We start from the raw sequence: 14653 nt of genomic DNA on the forward strand, positions 1-14653 counted from the left end.
CCGCCCGCGGTGCGCCTGTCGCGCCGGCCGAGCCTGTCGCGCCCGTCGTGCCCCTCCCGCCCGTCACCCCTCGTCGTCGAGTTCGGCGGCGCCGGTGATGCGGTGGAGGGGGTACGTGCGGACGCCCGCGGCCGTGTGGTCGTGGGCGGTGACGAAGCCGCCCTCCACGCTGAGCGGCGTCAGCACCCGCTGGGTGGCGATGCCCGTCGCGTCGAGGTGACCGATCAGCACGCGGGTGCCCGTCATGACCGCCATCTGCAGCGTGGCCAGCGTGTCCGCCGCCGAACCGCGCGGCAGGTCCCCCTCCGCCCCGTCCGGCGCCCGCAGCGGCGCGGTCGAGGCGTCGTCCCCCGCGCGGATCGCCCGTACCGCGGCGGACAGCGCCGGTCCGTCGGGCGTCGGCGGCCCTTCCGGCACCGGCTGCGGCACCGCGCGCGGCGGGGTCCGGTGCGCGGCGGCGCGGGCGATCAGCACGTCGCCCTCCGGCGACTCCGCGGCGGGGGCGAACCCCATCGACCGCAGACCCTCCAGCAGCGTCGTCGGGTCGGTCCGCGCCGCCAGCACGGTCGGCGCCAGCCGTCGCAGGCCCAGCCCGGAGGACCGTCCGTCGGCCAGGATCTCCTCCAGGACCTTCTCGTCGTCGCACCGCACGTACGAGGAGGACGCGCCCACCCGCAGCACACCGTGCCGCCGGGCCACGTCGTCGATCAGGTAGGCCAGCGGCTGCGGCACCGGCGTGCGGGAGTGCGCGGCGAGGAAGGCGTGCAGGTCGGCGGCGGTGCGGCCGGAGTCCAGCGCGCGCCGCACCGAACCGGGCGTGAATCGGTAGACCGTGGCGCCGCCCTTGGACTCCACCTCCGCCAGCACGTCCAGCGTCTCGGCCAGCGGCCGCACCAGCGGCCCCGGCGCGACCGCGGTGAGGTCGGCCTGCAGCAGCACGTGGTCCAGCGGCGCGGGCAGCAGCGGCGTCAGGACACGGGCGGCGAGGTCCGCGGCCTCGGCCTGCTCGGCGGGCGGCAGCGGAGCGGGGATCGGCTCGGGACCGCCGGCGGCCCCGCCGGGGTGGTCGTGGACGTCGTGGTGGCGGTGGACCGGGAGCTTGTCGCCCGGCCCGGTGTCCGCGACGGCGGTGGAGCCGTGGCCGCCGACCGCCTCCGCCCCGTCGGGCACTCCGCCGGGCGTCCCGTCGTGCGCCCCGGCCGCCGCCGGCTCCCGCACCTCGCCGAGGAGCAGCGCGCGGCCGTGCGAGGACAGCGCGCCGCGCCCGCTGACGCCGAGGCGTTCGGCCTCCTCCAGCGTCCAGCGGGCGATCCGGGTCCGCAGGTCCTCCTCGCCGCCGCCCGGGCCGCCGGAGGAGCCGGCCGAACCGTCCGCCCGTCGCAGCGGGCGCTCCCACTGGAGCCGCTCCAGCAGCGACCGCTCGTCCGGCGCGGCGCCCGACGGCAGCGAGGCCGCCAGCGTCAGCACCCGGTGCCGCACCTCCGGCGCGGCGGAACGGTCCAGGCCGGGGCCGAGCGCGGACAGCGCGCGGTCCTTGGCGTCCCGGCCGCCCACCACACCGGGCGTGCGGGTGGCCGTCAGCCAGGCCTCGGCCAGCCGCGCCCACCGCTCGGCGGGCGGTGCCTCCAGCCACGCGTCGGAGGCGGGGGTCGGCGCGTACCGCTCGTCGGCCTCGCCGTCGGAGGCCAGCAGACCCGCCGCGAAGGCGAGCTCCAGCCAGAACGCCGCCTCCGGCTCGGACACGCCGAGCGACACGGCGGTCCGCTTCAGGTCGCGCACGCTGAGCCCGCCGGCCCGCAGCACGGCCGGGCCGCCGCCGTCCCACAGCTTGAGCAGGTCCTCCACCGTCACCAGCGCCTGGTAGGCCTGTCCGGCCGCGGTGGCGTCCACCACCTGCGGCGGGTGCTGCGTGGCGGCCCGCACCGCGGGCGGCTGCGGCTCGGTGACCCGGTGGGCGCGCCCGCCGCGCAGGTGCAGCGCCACCTCGCGGGGCAGCACGACGGTGCCGGGGGCGATCGGCAGCAGCAGGCCGCGGTCCATCAGCCAGCGCAGTCTGGGCGCCGGATCGTGCGTCACCTGGCCGTAGGGCGGGCCCCACACCAGGCGGTCCAGGATCTCCAGGGAGTCGGCGGGCGCGTCGGACAGCAGGTCGGACATCCGCTGCGGGTCGGTGAACAGGTCGGTGAGCGCGGTGACCGCGGAGACCGCGTCGTGGGTGGACGACAGGCCGGCGGTGGCCAGGATGTCCTGCACCCGGTTGGGCGACATGGGGACGGCGGCCTCCGCCACCGTCGGGCCCAGGCCGGTCGGCGAGGGGTGCCGCGGCGTGGGCGCCATCACCTCGCGGGCCGTGCGCACCAGGCGCAGCCGTGCGTCGTCGCCCCACACCAGGGCCTGCTCGCGCAGCTTCGCCACGGCGTGCGGGAGGGCGCGGGCCACCGGGGAGTCGGCGGCGTGCGGATCGTCCCCCTGCTCGCCCGCCATCAGCCGCAGCAACTCGTCGTAGGACGCCGGGTCGGCGGCGACCGCCAGGGCCTCGGCGGTCTGGAGGGTGAAGCGGTCCAGCCGCTCCAGGGCGCGCGCCACGGAGGCGCGGGTGCCGGCGCGGGTGGCCAGCTGCGTCAGGTCGGTGGGGACGGGGGTCACCAGGTCGGGGCGGGCGCGCAGCAGCGCGGACAACGACGCGTCGTCCCGGGCGCGCAACGCCTCCGCGAGGGAACGGGGGGTTGCCGCCGGCTTCTCCTCGGTGCTCATCCGCCTAACGGTAGTGGGTGGGACCGTCACAGCCTGGGCAGGCCTGTGGAGGGGCAGGCGGGGCGGCGGGTCCCGGGGAGTGTCAGGGTCGGCGTTCCGGGGCCGCGGCGGGGTCTCTGCGCTAGCGTGCGAAGGCGCGGGCCCGGGGGTGCGCGGGGCGGCGGCAGGGCGGTGGCACGGGAGGTTGAGCACGTGGGGATCGAGAGCGACCGGCTGGTCTACGACTACCTGAGCCGGGTCGGTGACGTCGCCCAGCAGCGGCAGTTGCCGTCGGCGACGCGGATGCGGCTGGTGACGGAGCTGCGCGGCGAGATCGACCGGCGGCGCGCCAAGGCGATGGGGGACGGTCCCGCGACGGTGCGGCGGATCCTGGACCGGCTGGGGTCGCCGGACGCGGTCGTCGCGGCGGCCGGCGGGTCGGTGCCGGTCCAGCGGGCGGCCCCCGACACGCCGCCCACCGCCCCGTCGGCCCCCGCGGCCCCCGTGGCCCAGGCTCCGACCGCCGCGTCCCCGGCGCCCTCGTCCCCGGCGCCCTCGGCGGAGGGGCCGCCCTCGCCCGAGGCCGCGCCGTCCGCCCCCCAGGGGTCCCGGCTGTGGGGGCTGCGCAGGAGCGTGCCGAAGCAGCGGGAGGACGAGGCCACCGCGGCGGGCGACTGGTGGCGGGTGGACCCGGTGGCGGGGCCCGACGACGTGCCCGGGTTCACCGGGGGCGTCGAGATCCCCGAGATGCTCAAGCCGCCCCCGCGGGAGCGCGCACGCGACCGGGACCCCGGGGCCGGGGCGGACGCCGCCCTGCCGCCGGACCCGGGAGCGGTCGCGCCGGCCGTCGTCCCGGCGGGCCGGCGGTTCGGGTGGCTCCCCCGCAGGCGCAAGGGCGCCGGGGGCGGGGCGGGCCTCGGCAGTCCCCTCCTGATCGCCGCCGCACTGCTGCTGGTCGCGGGCGCGGTGCTGGGCGAGCTGCTGCCGCTGGCCCTGGGCTGGCTGATCGTCTGGGGCTCCCGGCGGCTCGGGCCGGGCGGGACGCGGTGGGCACTCATGATCATGCCGGGTCTCGCCGTCGCGGGCGGCGTCGTCTGGCTCTGGGGCCGCGCCCGCGGCCGCTGGGGAGCCCCCCTCCTCGACGGTGAACTCGCCGCCGCCCTCACCCAGACCGGACCCTGGGTCCTGCGCGCCGCCGCCGTCCTCACCGCCGTATACGTCCTCTGGCACACCCGCCGCCGCCCGGTCTGACGGCCCGCCCCGCCCGACGGCGTGAGGCCCCGCCCGACGGCCTGGACGGTCGTGTCAGGCCAGGGTGCGGCGGCCCGTCGCCGTCGCGCTGTGCAGGAGGCCGCGGACCGTGGTGGCCCAGCCGACGCCGACGATGGCCGCGGCGACGGCCATGCCGAGGGGGCCCACCAGGGGGAGCGAGATGCCGATCGCGCCGCCGACCACCCAGGCGAGCTGGAGCGTGGTCTCGGAGCGGGCGAACGCGGAGGTCCGCACCTGTTCGGGGACGTCCCGCTGGATCATCGCGTCGAGCGAGAGCTTGGACAGCGCCTGGGCGAACCCCGCGACGCCCGCGAGGACCGCCACCATCGCCGCCCCGAAGAACGCCGCCGCCAGGCCCCCCGCGAACACCACCAGCGCGACCACCGACACGATGATCCGCTCCGGCGCCCGCGCCCGCACCCACGCGCCGACCGCCGTGCCCAGCGCGTTTCCGGTGCCCGCCGAGACGCCGACGATGCCCATCGAGACGGCCACGCTCTGCCCGCTCATCGGGTGCTCCCGCAGCAGGAAGGCCAGGAAGAAGAGCAGGAACCCGGAGAGCACCCGCTGCGAGGCGTTGACCGCCAGCCCGTGCGTCACGCTCGTGCCGACCGCGCGCAGCGCCAGCCGGGGCCGGTCCCCGGGGCTGCGCCGGTGCGGGCCGTGCAGGTGCTCGGGGTCGGCCGCCAGCAGAGCCGGCTCCTCCCCCTTCGCGGAGTCGACCTTCTTCGGCAGCGAGAAGGACAGCAGCGTCCCCGCGACGAACACCGCGCACGCCGCGTACAGCGGCCACCGCGGCCCGAGCTGGTGCAGCGCGGCCCCGACCGGCGCGGCCACGCCGGTGGCGATCAGCCCGCCGAGAGTGACCCGGGAGTTCGCCTTGACCAGCGAGAACTTGCGCGGCAGCAGACGCGGCACCACCGCGCTGCGCACCACCCCGTACGTCCGGGAGCACACCAGCACCGCCAGCGCCGCCGGGTACAGCTGGATGCCGCCGCCGACCACCGCCCCGGTGAGGACGAGTGCCAGCACCGCCCGCGCCCCCATCGCGGTCGCCATGGCGGCCCGGCGGCCGTACGGGATGCGGTCGATCAGCGGCCCGATCACCGGGGCGAGCAGCGCGAACGGCGCCATGGTGATCGCCAGGTACAGCGCGACGCGCCCGCGCGCCTCGTCGGTGGGGACGGAGAAGAAGACGGTGGAGGCCAGTGCCACGGTGATCAGGACGTCGCCCGCCCCGTTCACCGCGTGCAGCTCGATCAGCTTGCCCAGCCCCGACTCGCCCGCCCCGTGCGCGTGGGTGACCCGGCGGATCAGCCGGCCCAGCGCGCCGAACGGGGACCTCAGGGCACGCCCGACGGCACGGAACGGTCCGTCGTCACGGTCCGCTCCGCCGATGGTTCGCCCCCCGGATCCCCGGGACGTCCGTACGGCTGCCACCCCGTCATAGTGCCCCGCCCGCGGCGGTTATGCGCTGTTCCGTCCGGGCGGTTCGGATTGTCGGAGGAAGGGCCGGCACGTCCCGCGAGACCCTCGCGCGCCGATCGGGAACGCCGGAACCGCCCGCCGGTGTGGGCCGACGGCCACGGAGAAGGTAGCGTTCGGTTGCGCGCCGTGGTGGTTGCACTCGGCTGCGCGCCTGAACCTCATCCCGCAGAATGGATGACATAGGTGCGCCCGAGCGCGATCGGGCGCGGACGTCGACGCGGCCCTTCGGTCCGCTCCGTCCGCCCCGCCGCCGTACGCGTGCACCCGTGAGACGGCGTAGGAGAGAAGCGATACCTGTGAGCGCAGCGACAACGCGAAGCCGCACCCCCGACCGCCTGTGCGCCGAGGCCGTCGACCTCGCCCGCGCCGCAGCCGAGGAGGCCGCCGCGCCGGGAGTCGTCGGTGAACACGTCGGCATGGTCTCCGAGGGGGACCGCGTCGTCACCCACTTCTTCGAGTGCAAGGACCTCGGCTACCGCGGCTGGCGCTGGGCCGTGACGGTGGCCCGGGCCTCCCGCGCCAAGATCGTCACCCTGGACGAGACGGTGCTGCTGCCAGGCCCCGACTCGCTGCTCGCTCCCGAGTGGGTGCCGTGGAGCGAGCGGCTGCGGCCGGGCGACCTCGGTCCCGGCGACCTGCTGCCGACAGGCGCCGACGACCTGCGCCTGGAGCCGGGCTGGAGCGGCGAGGACGAGCCCGCGCCGAACTCCGCGGTCTCCGACGAGATGGCCGCGCTGGCCGAGGCGGAGGACGCCGAGGTCGAGGGCGCCGGGCCGGCGGAGCTGCCGGTCACCCCGGCCCGCGGCACCATCGCGGCCGTCGCCGAGGAGCTGGGCCTGCGCCGGGCCCGGGTGCTCTCCCGCTACGGGCTGCACACCGCCGCCGACCGGTGGGAGGACTCCTTCGGCCCGAAGGCCCCGATGGCGCAGGCGGCGCCCGCCACCTGCGTGAGCTGCGGCTTCCTCGCCCGGGTGGGCGGCTCGCTGGGCCAGGCGTTCGGTGTGTGCGCCAACGAGTTCTCGCCCGCGGACGGACGCGTGGTGTCGCTCGGATACGGCTGCGGCGCCCACTCGGAGGCCGCCGTGATGCCGAAGCCGCCGCGGCCCGCGCCGCCGGTCCTCGACGAGACCCGGGTCGAGTCGATGGTCCTGCACCCCGTCTCGGTCCCCGACGAGGGCTCTGTCCCCGCCACGGCCGACTCCTCCACGGAGGACCTGGGCCACTCCTGACCGGTCGCGGGCCCGCGCGGCCCGTCGCCGGGGTGCGGCTCGGCAAGCGCCCCGCCCGGCCCCTCACCCGGCCTGCCCAGGAGGCGAAAGCGTCCCCCGCACGGCGGTTCGCACCGTATGGGCGCCGCGGGGGACGGCACGCCGACCCCCGCGTGACCTTGTCGTTGCCGGGGCCAGATAGCCTTCGGCCATGACCACGATGCACTCCGCCGCGCGCCGCCGCCGAGCCGTCGCCGCCGTCGGCGCCGTTTCCGCCGGGCTGCTCGCGCTCTCCGCCTGCGACGCGCCGTCGCCGGTCGCCACCGTGACCGTCAACTCGGACACGGTCCACTCGGAGGCCTCCTGCTGGAACGACGGCAAGGCGATCGGCTCCGAGGAGCTGACCTCCTGCCTGCAGGACAAGGACGTCCCGACCCTGAAGGTGAACCAGGACGAGACCGTCCGGTTCGGCGTCGACCAGGAGATCGCCGAGAGCCGCTGGGTGATCCTGATGAACGGCCGCCCGCTCGTCGAGGACAGCGGCCGCTCCTACCGGACCATCCCCGGCAGCGTCTTCTTCAGCTCCCAGTACGGCGCCCAGGGCAACTCCACCGTCGTCGCCATCCAGGCGCTGGACAAGGACGACAAGGCCAAGACCACCGGGCTGTGGACGTTCAAGCTCAAGCGCGGCGACGACGCCTGACCGCGCCGTGCCCGGCATGACCCGCGTACTGGTGGCCACCGCCGTCCCCGCCGAAGGGGACGCGGTGGCCCGCGCGTTCGGACCCGTCACCGGTGAGTCGGCGCTGCCCGGCGGCCTGCTGGTGCGCGGTCTCCCGGACGGTCCCGACCTCCTCGCGGCCGGCGTCGGCCCCGCCCTCGCCGCCGCGTCCACCGCCACCGCGCTCACCGCCGCCGCCCTGCGCGGCGAGCCGTACCGCCTGGTCGTCTCGGCCGGCATCGGCGGGGGCTTCGCGCCCGCCGCGCCCGTCGGCTCGCTGGTGGTGGCCGACGAGATCACCGCCGCCGACCTGGGCGCCGAGACCGCCGACGGCTTCCTGCCGGTCACCGAGCTCGGCTTCGGCGCCGTCACGCACCGCCCGCCCGCCGGCCTGGTCCGCGCCGCCGCCGAGGCCACCGGAGCGGCCACCGGCCCGGTGCTCACCGCCTCCACCGTCACCGGCACCGCCGGTCGCGCCGCGCTGCTGCTCTCCCGTCACCCCGGCGCGCTCGCCGAGGCGATGGAGGGCTTCGGCGTCGCCGAGGCGGCCGCCGCGCACGGCGTCCCCGTCCTGGAGATCCGGGCCGTCTCCAACCCGGTCGGCCCCCGCGACCGCGCCGCCTGGCGGATCCCCGAGGCGCTGGCCGCCCTCACCACCGCCTTCGAAGGGCTCGCGCCCGTCCTGAGGCGCTTCAGCACCGAGAGAGTGGAGCCATGAGCGACACGCCGAAGCACACCCCCGCCGCCGTCGTCACCCCGGCCGCCGCCGTCACCCCCGCCGCCGCCGCGCAGGACCAGCACGCAGGCCGTGCCGAGGGCGCCGCGCTGCGCATCGCCTACTCGCCCTGCCCGAACGACACCTTCGTCTTCGAGGCGTGGGCCCACGGCCGGATCCCCGGCGCGCCCCTCCTCGACGTCACCTTCGCCGACATCGACATCACCAACGGCATGGCCGAGCGCGGCGAGTTCGACGTGCTGAAGGTGTCGTACGCGGTGCTGCCGTACGTGCTGGACGAGTACGCGCTGCTGCCCTGCGGCGGCGCGCTGGGCCGCGGCTGCGGCCCGCTGGTGCTCACCCGGGACGCCGTCGCCCCCGGCGACCTGGCCGGGCGCACCGTCGCCGTGCCCAGCGAGCGCTCCACCGCCTACCTGCTGTTCCGGCTGTGGGCGGCGGCCGAGGTGCCCGGCGGCGTCGGCGAGATCGTCGTCATGCCGTTCCACGAGATCATGCCCGCGGTCCGCGACGGCAGGGTGGACGCCGGCCTGGTCATCCACGAGGCGCGCTTCACCTACCAGGACTACGGCCTGACCAAGCTCGCCGACATGGGCGAGCACTGGGAGGCCACCACCGGGCTGGCGATCCCGCTCGGCGCGATCATCGCCAAGCGCTCCCTGGGCGAGGACACGCTGAACCGGCTGGCCGACGCGGCCCGCGCCTCGGTGCGCGCCGCCTGGGCGGTGCCCGAGGCGACGCGCCCGTACGTGATGGAGCACGCGCAGGAGATGGACCCGGCCGTCGCCGACCAGCACATCGCCCTGTACGTCAACGAGTTCACCGCGGACCTCGGCGAGGAGGGCCTGGCGGCGATCCGCGGCCTGCTGGACCGCGCCGCGGACCAGGGCCTCGTCCCGGCGCTCAAGCCGGACGCGCTCGCCTTCCCGTGACCGTGACTGTGCCCCCTGGACGTCCGGTCACCGGCGACCCGGACAGGCCCTAGACGTCCAGGTCGTCGGCGACCGCCCGCAGCAGGGTGGCGACCTTCTTGCCGACCGCCTTGTCGGGGTAGCGGCCCCGGTCCAGGCCGGCCACCATGCCCTCCAGCAGCGTGGTCAGGTCCTGGACGATGGATGCCAGCTCGGCCGGCTTGCGCCGCTGCGCCGCGGCCACCGAGGGGGCCGGCTCCAGCAGGGTCACGGCGAGCGCCTGCTCGCCGCGCTGACCCGCCACCACGCCGAACTCGACCCGCTGACCGGGCTTGAGGGCCTCGACGCCGGCGGGCAGGACCGAGGAGTGGACGAAGACGTCACCGCCGTCGTCGCGGGAGAGGAAGCCGAAGCCCTTCTCCTTGTTGAACCATTTGACCTGGCCGGTAGGCACGTCCGTCGTCCTCGTCCTCGTGCTGGTTGCGGTGATGGCGGCCGTCGATATCGGCCGGTTTACAGGCTAATGGGCCCTCACCGGGCGACAAGACGTCCCCCGGCCGTTTCCCCTGGCTGGGAACTACCCTGGTCGGGTGCGTGAACAAACACCGTTGAACACCGGCGACCGCCTGGTCCGTGCCGGAGGGATCGTCTTCGTCGTCGGCGCCGTGGCCACCCTGGTCACCGTGGCGCCTCTCCTGCTGGGCACCACGCCGTTCCCCGTCTACATGTTCTGCCTGAGCATGCTGATGGGCGTGGGCTTCCTGATCGCCGCCGCGGGCGTGCTGACGTCCGCCGCGGCCGGACGCCGCGAGGCGCGAGAGGCCCAGGAGGCCCGGGCGGCGGCCGCCGCTCAGGCGGCCTCGGGCTCCGGCGTGGGCGCCGAGAGGTAGCCCGCCAGCCACCCGGGGAACTCCGAGAGGTCCGCCAGCACCACGTCGGCGCCCGCCTCGCGGAGTTCCTCCGCAGGGCAGGGGCCGCTCGCCACGCCGACGGACAGCGCGCCCGCGCGCCGCGCGCCGAGCACGTCCCCGACGTGGTCGCCCACGTACACGTGCGCCTCCTGGGCCCGCAGCGCCTCCGCCTTGGCCTCCGCCCACAGGCCACCGATCACGGCGTCGGCGTCGATGCCGAGGTGCGCCAGGTGCAGCTTCGCGTTCGGCTCGTACTTCGCGGTCACCACGACCGCCCGGCCGCCCGCCGCGCGCACCGCGTCCACCGCCTCCCGGGCCCCGGGCATGGCGGTCGTCGGCGCGACGGCGAAGCGCGGGTACAGCTCCCGGTACACGTCGGCGATCTCCGCGACGCGCTCCTCGGGGAACCAGTGCGCCAGCTCCGTCTCCAGCGGCGGGCCCAGCCGGGTGACGGCCAGATCGGCGTCGACGAACGTGCCGGTCAGCGCCGAGAGCTCCGTGTAGCAGGCATGGATGCCCGGGCGGGAGTCGATCAGGGTCATGTCGAGGTCGAAGCCGACCGTCGGCGTCCTCGAGGACGCCGGGGCCGTCCGGGAGGTCGGGGTCGTCGGTCCTGTCCGGGGCGTCTGGCTCGTGTTCACCCCGCCATGGTGCCTGCTCATGGTGACCGTGAGGTGAACGGGCTCACCTCGTGGACGGATCGTGGACGCGCCCGCCGTGGCGTTAGCCTCCTTCACGTGAACGTGACGAGCACCGACCCCGGCGCCCCGGACCCCGCCCCGGACCTCTTCGGCACGGCGCCCCTGCGCCGCGCCGTCCTGGACACCTGGACCACAGCCCCGCCCCGCTTCCGCGAGGACGCCAACGCCGAGGAGGACCTCGTCCTCGGCGGGTACCGCGACCGCCTGGTCGTCGAGCTCGCCCAGAACGCCGCCGACGCGGCCGCCCGCGCCGGCGTCCCGGGCCGCCTGCGCCTCACCCTGCGCGACGGCGTCCTGGTCGCCGCGAACACCGGCGCCCCGCTCGACGCGGCCGGCGTGGAGTCGCTGTCCACCCTGCGCGCCTCCGCCAAACGCGACACGGACACCGCCGTCGGCCGCTTCGGCGTCGGCTTCGCCGCCGTCCTCGCCGTCACCGACGAGCCCGCCGTCGTCTCCCGCCACGGCGGCGTCCGCTGGTCCCTCGCCGAGTCCCGCGACCTCGCCGCCGCCGAGGCCGGGGCCAAGGGCAGCGCGGGCCTCGCCGAGGAGATCCGCCGCCGCGACGGCCACGTCCCGGTGCTGCGCCTGCCCTTCCCCGCCGAGGGCACCGCGCCCGCCCCGTACGACACCGCCGTCATCCTCCCGCTGCGCGACACCGCCGCCGAGGCGCTCGCCGCCCGGCTGCTGGACGCCGTGGACGACGCCCTGCTGCTGGCCCTGCCGGGACTGGCCGAGGTCGTCGTGGAGAGCGACGACGGGCCCGAGCGCGTGCTGAGCCGCCGCGACGAGGGCGACGTGGTCGTGGTCGAGGACTCACGGACCGGGACGACCTGCTGGCGCACCGCCGCCGACCACGGCGAACTCGACGCCCGGCTCCTCGCCGACCGCCCCGTCGAGGAGCGCCTGCGCCCGCACTGGTCGGTGACCTGGGCCGTCCCCGTCGACGACGCCGGAGCGCCCGGCCGCCCCCGCACCAGCCCCGTGCTGCACGCGCCGACCCCCAGCGACGAGCCGGTCGGTGTGCCCGCCCTGCTGATCGCCACCTTCCCGCTGGACACCACCCGCCGGCACGTCGCGCCCGGAGCGCTCACCGACTTCCTGGTGGAGCGCGCCGCCGGCCTCTACACCGCGTTGCTGTCCGCCTGGCGTCCGGTCGGCGAGGGCCTGATCTCCCTGGTCCCCGGCCCGCTCGGCAAGGGAGAACTGGACGGCGCCCTGCGGGCGGCCGTCCTGGACCGGCTGCCCCGCACCGCCTTCCTGCCCCCGGCCCTCCCGCCGCGCGGCGACGGCTCGGACAGCGACCTGCCCGAGGCGCTGCGGCCGCGCGACGCCGAGGTCGTCGAGGGCGCGGGCGCCGGCACCGTCAAGGTCCTCGCCGAGGTGCTGCCCACCCTGCTCCCGGCCGGACTGGAGCGCCGCACCGAACTGCGCTCCCTCGGCGTCGCCCGGCTCCCGCTGACCGAGGCGATCGACCGGCTGGCCGGGCTGGAGAAGTCCGCCGAGTGGTGGCACAGGCTCTACGACAGCCTGCTGGGCGTCGACCCCGACCGGCTGACCGGCCTGCCCGTCCCGCTCGCCGGGGGAGGCCGCACCGTCATCGGCCCGCGCCAGGTGCTGCTGCCCACCGCCGACGGGCCGTCGGCCGACCCGGAGCTCCTCGCCCGCCTCGGCCTCAAGGTGGCCCACCCCGACGCCGCGCACCCCCTGCTGGAGAAGCTGGGCGCGCTGCCCGCGACCGCCCGCGCCGTCCTCACCACCGGCCAGGTCCGCGCCGCCGTCGCCGCCTCGCTCGAGGACGAGGGCGCCGGCTGGGACGAGAACGCTCTGGACGCCGACGAACTCGCCGACCTGGTCCTCGGCCTGGTGCGCGACGCGAACCTGGAGCCGGGCGACGAGCCCTGGCTGGGGGCGCTGGCCCTGCCCGACGAGGAGGGCGAACTCGCGCCCGCCGGTGAACTGCTCTTCCCCGGCAGCGCGTTCGCCCGCGTCGTGCGCGAGGGCGAACTGCTCGCGGTGGACGAGGAGATCGCCGAGCGCTGGGGCGAGGAGACCCTCGCCGCCTGCGGCGTGCTGGCCGGCTTCACCCTGGTCCGCGCCACCGACGTCGTCCTGGACCCGGACGAACTCGAGCCCCGTGACGCGGAGTTCGCCGAGCCCGACGACGCCGGGCTGCTGGACGCGGTCGACGTCTGGTGCGAGGACGTTTTGGACCGCTTCCCCGGCACGCCCGTTCCGCCGGTCGCCACCGAACTGGTCGCCGTCCGCGACCTGGAACTGGTCGACGACGACCACTGGCCCGAGGCGCTGGCGATGCTCTCCCTCCCGCCGCTGCGGGACGCCCTCGTCCAGCCGGTACGGGTGCTGATGCCCGACGGAACCCACGAGACCGTCCGCCCGTACACCGCCTGGTGGCTGCGCGGCCACCCGGTGCTGGACGGCCGCCGCCCGGCCGGACTGCTCGCGGCCGGCGGCGACCCCCTGCTGCGCGGCCTCTACGACGAGGCGGACGCCACCGGCTTCGACGACGTCCAGGTGCTGCGCGCCCTGGGCGTGCGCACCTCGGTGGCCGCGCTGCTCGACGAGCCGGGCGGACCGGCCGAGCTCCTGGACCGCCTCGCCGACCCGGACCGCACCGTCACCCCCGCCCAGCTGCACGGCCTGTACAGCGCGCTCGCCGAGCTGGACCCCGAGCGGGTCGGGCTGCTGCCCGACGAGGTGCGCGCGGTGGTGGACGGCCGCGCGGAGATCGTCGACTCCGCCTACGCCGTGGTGGTGGACACCCCCGACCTGCTGCCGCTCATCGAGGGGACGCCGCTGCTGCCGGTGCGCCCGGAACTCGCCGCCGAGCTGGCGGAGCTCTTCCAGATCCGCCGCCTCAGCGAGACGGTGCCCGGGACGGTCGTCTCGCAGGGCGTGGAGCACGAGGTGCCGCAGGCGGTGCGGGTGCTGCTGGGGCCCGCCGCCCCGGAGACGTACGTGGAGCACGAGGAACTGGTGGTCGACGGGACCGAGCTGGACTGGCGGCTCGCCGTGGACGGCACGGTGCACGCCGCCACGCTGGAGGGCGTGGCCGCCGGGCTCGCCTGGGCCGCCCGCCAGTGGCCCCGCCGCTTCGAGGTCGCTGCCCTCCTGGAGGACCCCTCGCGCACCGCGGAACTCGCCACCGCGCGCTGGTTCGACTGACCGAGGGGCGTCGCCGTCCCGGGGAGCCGCAGGGCAGCCGCCGGGCCTTGTCCGCCGGCCGGTCCTCCGCCAGGCGGATGGCGTCGGGGCCCCCGGGGCCGTCACCCTGGGGGCATGCGCCTCTTCGCCGCCGTGCTGCCCCCGGACGACGTGATCCAGGACCTCGCGGACGCCGTGGCGCCGCTCCGCGGGCTCCCCGCCGGGCAGCGGCTGCGCTGGACCGTGCCCGCGAACTGGCACCTGACCCTCGCCTTCTACGGCGAGGTCGACGAGGAGCGGCTGCCCGCCCTGCGCGAGCGGCTGGCCCGCGCGGCCGCCCACACCGCGCCGTTCACGCTGAGCCTGGCCGGGGCCGGCCAGTTCGGCCGGGGGCGCGCGCTGTGGGCCGGGATCCAGGGCGACGTGCGGGACCTGGGCTTCCTCGCCTCACGCGCCGAGGCCGCCGCCCGCAGGGCCGGGCTGCGCCTGGAGGAGCACCGCCGTTACCGGCCGCACCTCTCGCTGGCCCGCTCCGGCCGCGGCGCCCCGCCCCCGGACGTCCGGCCGGTCCTGGAGGCCCTGGACGGCTACCGCGGGCGCTCCTGGCCGGTGGAGGAGCTGGCCCTGGTCCAGAGCCTGCTGCCGCGCTCCGGGATCCCCGGCGAGCAGCCCCGCTACGAGACGGCCGCCCGCTGGCGGCTCGGCGCCTCCGGTTAACCTCGAAGGCGTGGATACCAAGACCCGGAACCGGATCATGGCCGGTGTGCTCGTCCTGATGTTCGTCGCCGTCGCCCTGGCCTCGGCCATCGGCCG

The 14653-nt window shown here is 76.8% G+C and carries 12 protein-coding genes; 8 read left to right on the forward strand and 4 right to left on the reverse strand.

What is annotated here, in order from left to right; genetic code table 11:
- Window positions 1–63 precede the first annotated feature (63 nt).
- Window positions 64–2754: a helicase-associated domain-containing protein gene (locus ABT026_RS07020; protein WP_351113033.1), complete on the reverse strand. Its 2691-nt coding sequence runs from the start codon at window positions 2752–2754 to the stop codon at window positions 64–66.
- A gap of 192 nt (window positions 2755–2946) precedes the next feature.
- On the opposite strand from ABT026_RS07020, the gene ABT026_RS07025 reads away from it, so the two are divergent.
- Window positions 2947–3984 (forward strand): hypothetical protein, encoded by a 1038-nt coding sequence (locus ABT026_RS07025; RefSeq protein ID WP_351113034.1) that lies wholly within the window; start codon window positions 2947–2949, stop codon window positions 3982–3984.
- Window positions 3985–4038: 54 nt separating this feature from the next.
- Here ABT026_RS07025 and ABT026_RS07030 read toward each other — a convergent pair whose 3' ends face one another.
- Entirely contained in the window at window positions 4039–5445 is a 1407-nt protein-coding gene (locus ABT026_RS07030; protein WP_502967907.1) for an MFS transporter, read from the reverse strand.
- Window positions 5446–5789: 344 nt separating this feature from the next.
- Between ABT026_RS07030 and ABT026_RS07035 the strand changes: the two genes are divergently transcribed.
- The 4 genes from ABT026_RS07035 to ABT026_RS07050 all read left to right on the forward strand — a co-directional run bounded on the left by ABT026_RS07035 (window position 5790) and on the right by ABT026_RS07050 (window position 9087).
- A complete protein-coding gene (locus ABT026_RS07035; RefSeq protein ID WP_351113035.1) occupies window positions 5790–6722 on the forward strand; it encodes a DUF3027 domain-containing protein in 933 nt (310 codons plus the stop codon).
- A 190-nt stretch (window positions 6723–6912) separates the two neighbouring features.
- Window positions 6913–7404, forward strand: a complete 492-nt coding sequence (locus tag ABT026_RS07040) for a DUF2771 domain-containing protein (protein ID WP_351113037.1) — start codon at window positions 6913–6915, stop codon at window positions 7402–7404.
- Window positions 7405–7420: 16 nt separating this feature from the next.
- Complete coding sequence (locus ABT026_RS07045; RefSeq protein ID WP_351113038.1) at window positions 7421–8140, forward strand: futalosine hydrolase; 720 nt, start codon at window positions 7421–7423, stop codon at window positions 8138–8140.
- Entirely contained in the window at window positions 8137–9087 is a 951-nt protein-coding gene (locus ABT026_RS07050) for a 1,4-dihydroxy-6-naphtoate synthase (RefSeq protein ID WP_351113039.1), read from the forward strand. The genes ABT026_RS07045 and ABT026_RS07050 overlap by 4 nt, the downstream gene beginning before the upstream one ends.
- A 49-nt stretch (window positions 9088–9136) precedes the next feature.
- Here ABT026_RS07050 and ABT026_RS07055 read toward each other — a convergent pair whose 3' ends face one another.
- Window positions 9137–9520 (reverse strand): cold-shock protein, encoded by a 384-nt coding sequence (locus tag ABT026_RS07055; RefSeq protein WP_351113040.1) that lies wholly within the window; start codon window positions 9518–9520, stop codon window positions 9137–9139.
- A 136-nt stretch (window positions 9521–9656) separates the two neighbouring features.
- On the opposite strand from ABT026_RS07055, the gene ABT026_RS07060 reads away from it, so the two are divergent.
- On the forward strand, window positions 9657–9956 hold the full coding sequence (locus ABT026_RS07060) for a hypothetical protein (protein ID WP_351113041.1): 300 nt from the start codon (window positions 9657–9659) through the stop codon (window positions 9954–9956).
- Here the strand turns inward: ABT026_RS07060 and ABT026_RS07065 are convergent.
- Window positions 9917–10618, reverse strand: a complete 702-nt coding sequence (locus tag ABT026_RS07065; RefSeq protein WP_351113042.1) for an HAD family hydrolase — start codon at window positions 10616–10618, stop codon at window positions 9917–9919. The genes ABT026_RS07060 and ABT026_RS07065 overlap by 40 nt on opposite strands.
- 6 nt (window positions 10619–10624) lie before the next feature.
- Between ABT026_RS07065 and ABT026_RS07070 the strand changes: the two genes are divergently transcribed.
- Both ABT026_RS07070 and thpR read left to right on the forward strand, forming a co-directional pair.
- The gene (locus ABT026_RS07070) at window positions 10625–13861 is read left to right on the forward strand and encodes a sacsin N-terminal ATP-binding-like domain-containing protein (protein WP_502967908.1); all 3237 of its coding nucleotides are present in this window, start codon (window positions 10625–10627) and stop codon (window positions 13859–13861) included.
- Between the two features lie 114 nt (window positions 13862–13975).
- Window positions 13976–14557, forward strand: a complete 582-nt coding sequence (thpR, locus tag ABT026_RS07075) for an RNA 2',3'-cyclic phosphodiesterase (protein WP_351113044.1) — start codon at window positions 13976–13978, stop codon at window positions 14555–14557.
- Window positions 14558–14653: the final 96 nt, after the last annotated feature.

Source organism: Streptomyces sp. NPDC002734 (assembly GCF_040295685.1).
Taxonomy (GTDB): Bacteria; Actinomycetota; Actinomycetes; order Streptomycetales; family Streptomycetaceae; genus Streptomyces.

Excerpts from the sequence above, each read along its gene's own strand:
- ABT026_RS07020 (WP_351113033.1), bottom strand. The coding sequence starts at position 2,754 with ATGAGCACCGAGGAGAAGCCGGCGGCAACCCCCCGTTCCCTCGCGGAG.
- ABT026_RS07040 (WP_351113037.1), top strand. The coding sequence starts at position 6,913 with ATGACCACGATGCACTCCGCCGCGCGCCGCCGCCGAGCCGTCGCCGCC.
- ABT026_RS07045 (WP_351113038.1), top strand. The coding sequence starts at position 7,421 with ATGACCCGCGTACTGGTGGCCACCGCCGTCCCCGCCGAAGGGGACGCG.
- ABT026_RS07050 (WP_351113039.1), top strand. The coding sequence starts at position 8,137 with ATGAGCGACACGCCGAAGCACACCCCCGCCGCCGTCGTCACCCCGGCC.
- ABT026_RS07070 (WP_502967908.1), top strand. The coding sequence starts at position 10,625 with ATGGTGCCTGCTCATGGTGACCGTGAGGTGAACGGGCTCACCTCGTGG.
- thpR (WP_351113044.1), top strand. The coding sequence starts at position 13,976 with ATGCGCCTCTTCGCCGCCGTGCTGCCCCCGGACGACGTGATCCAGGAC.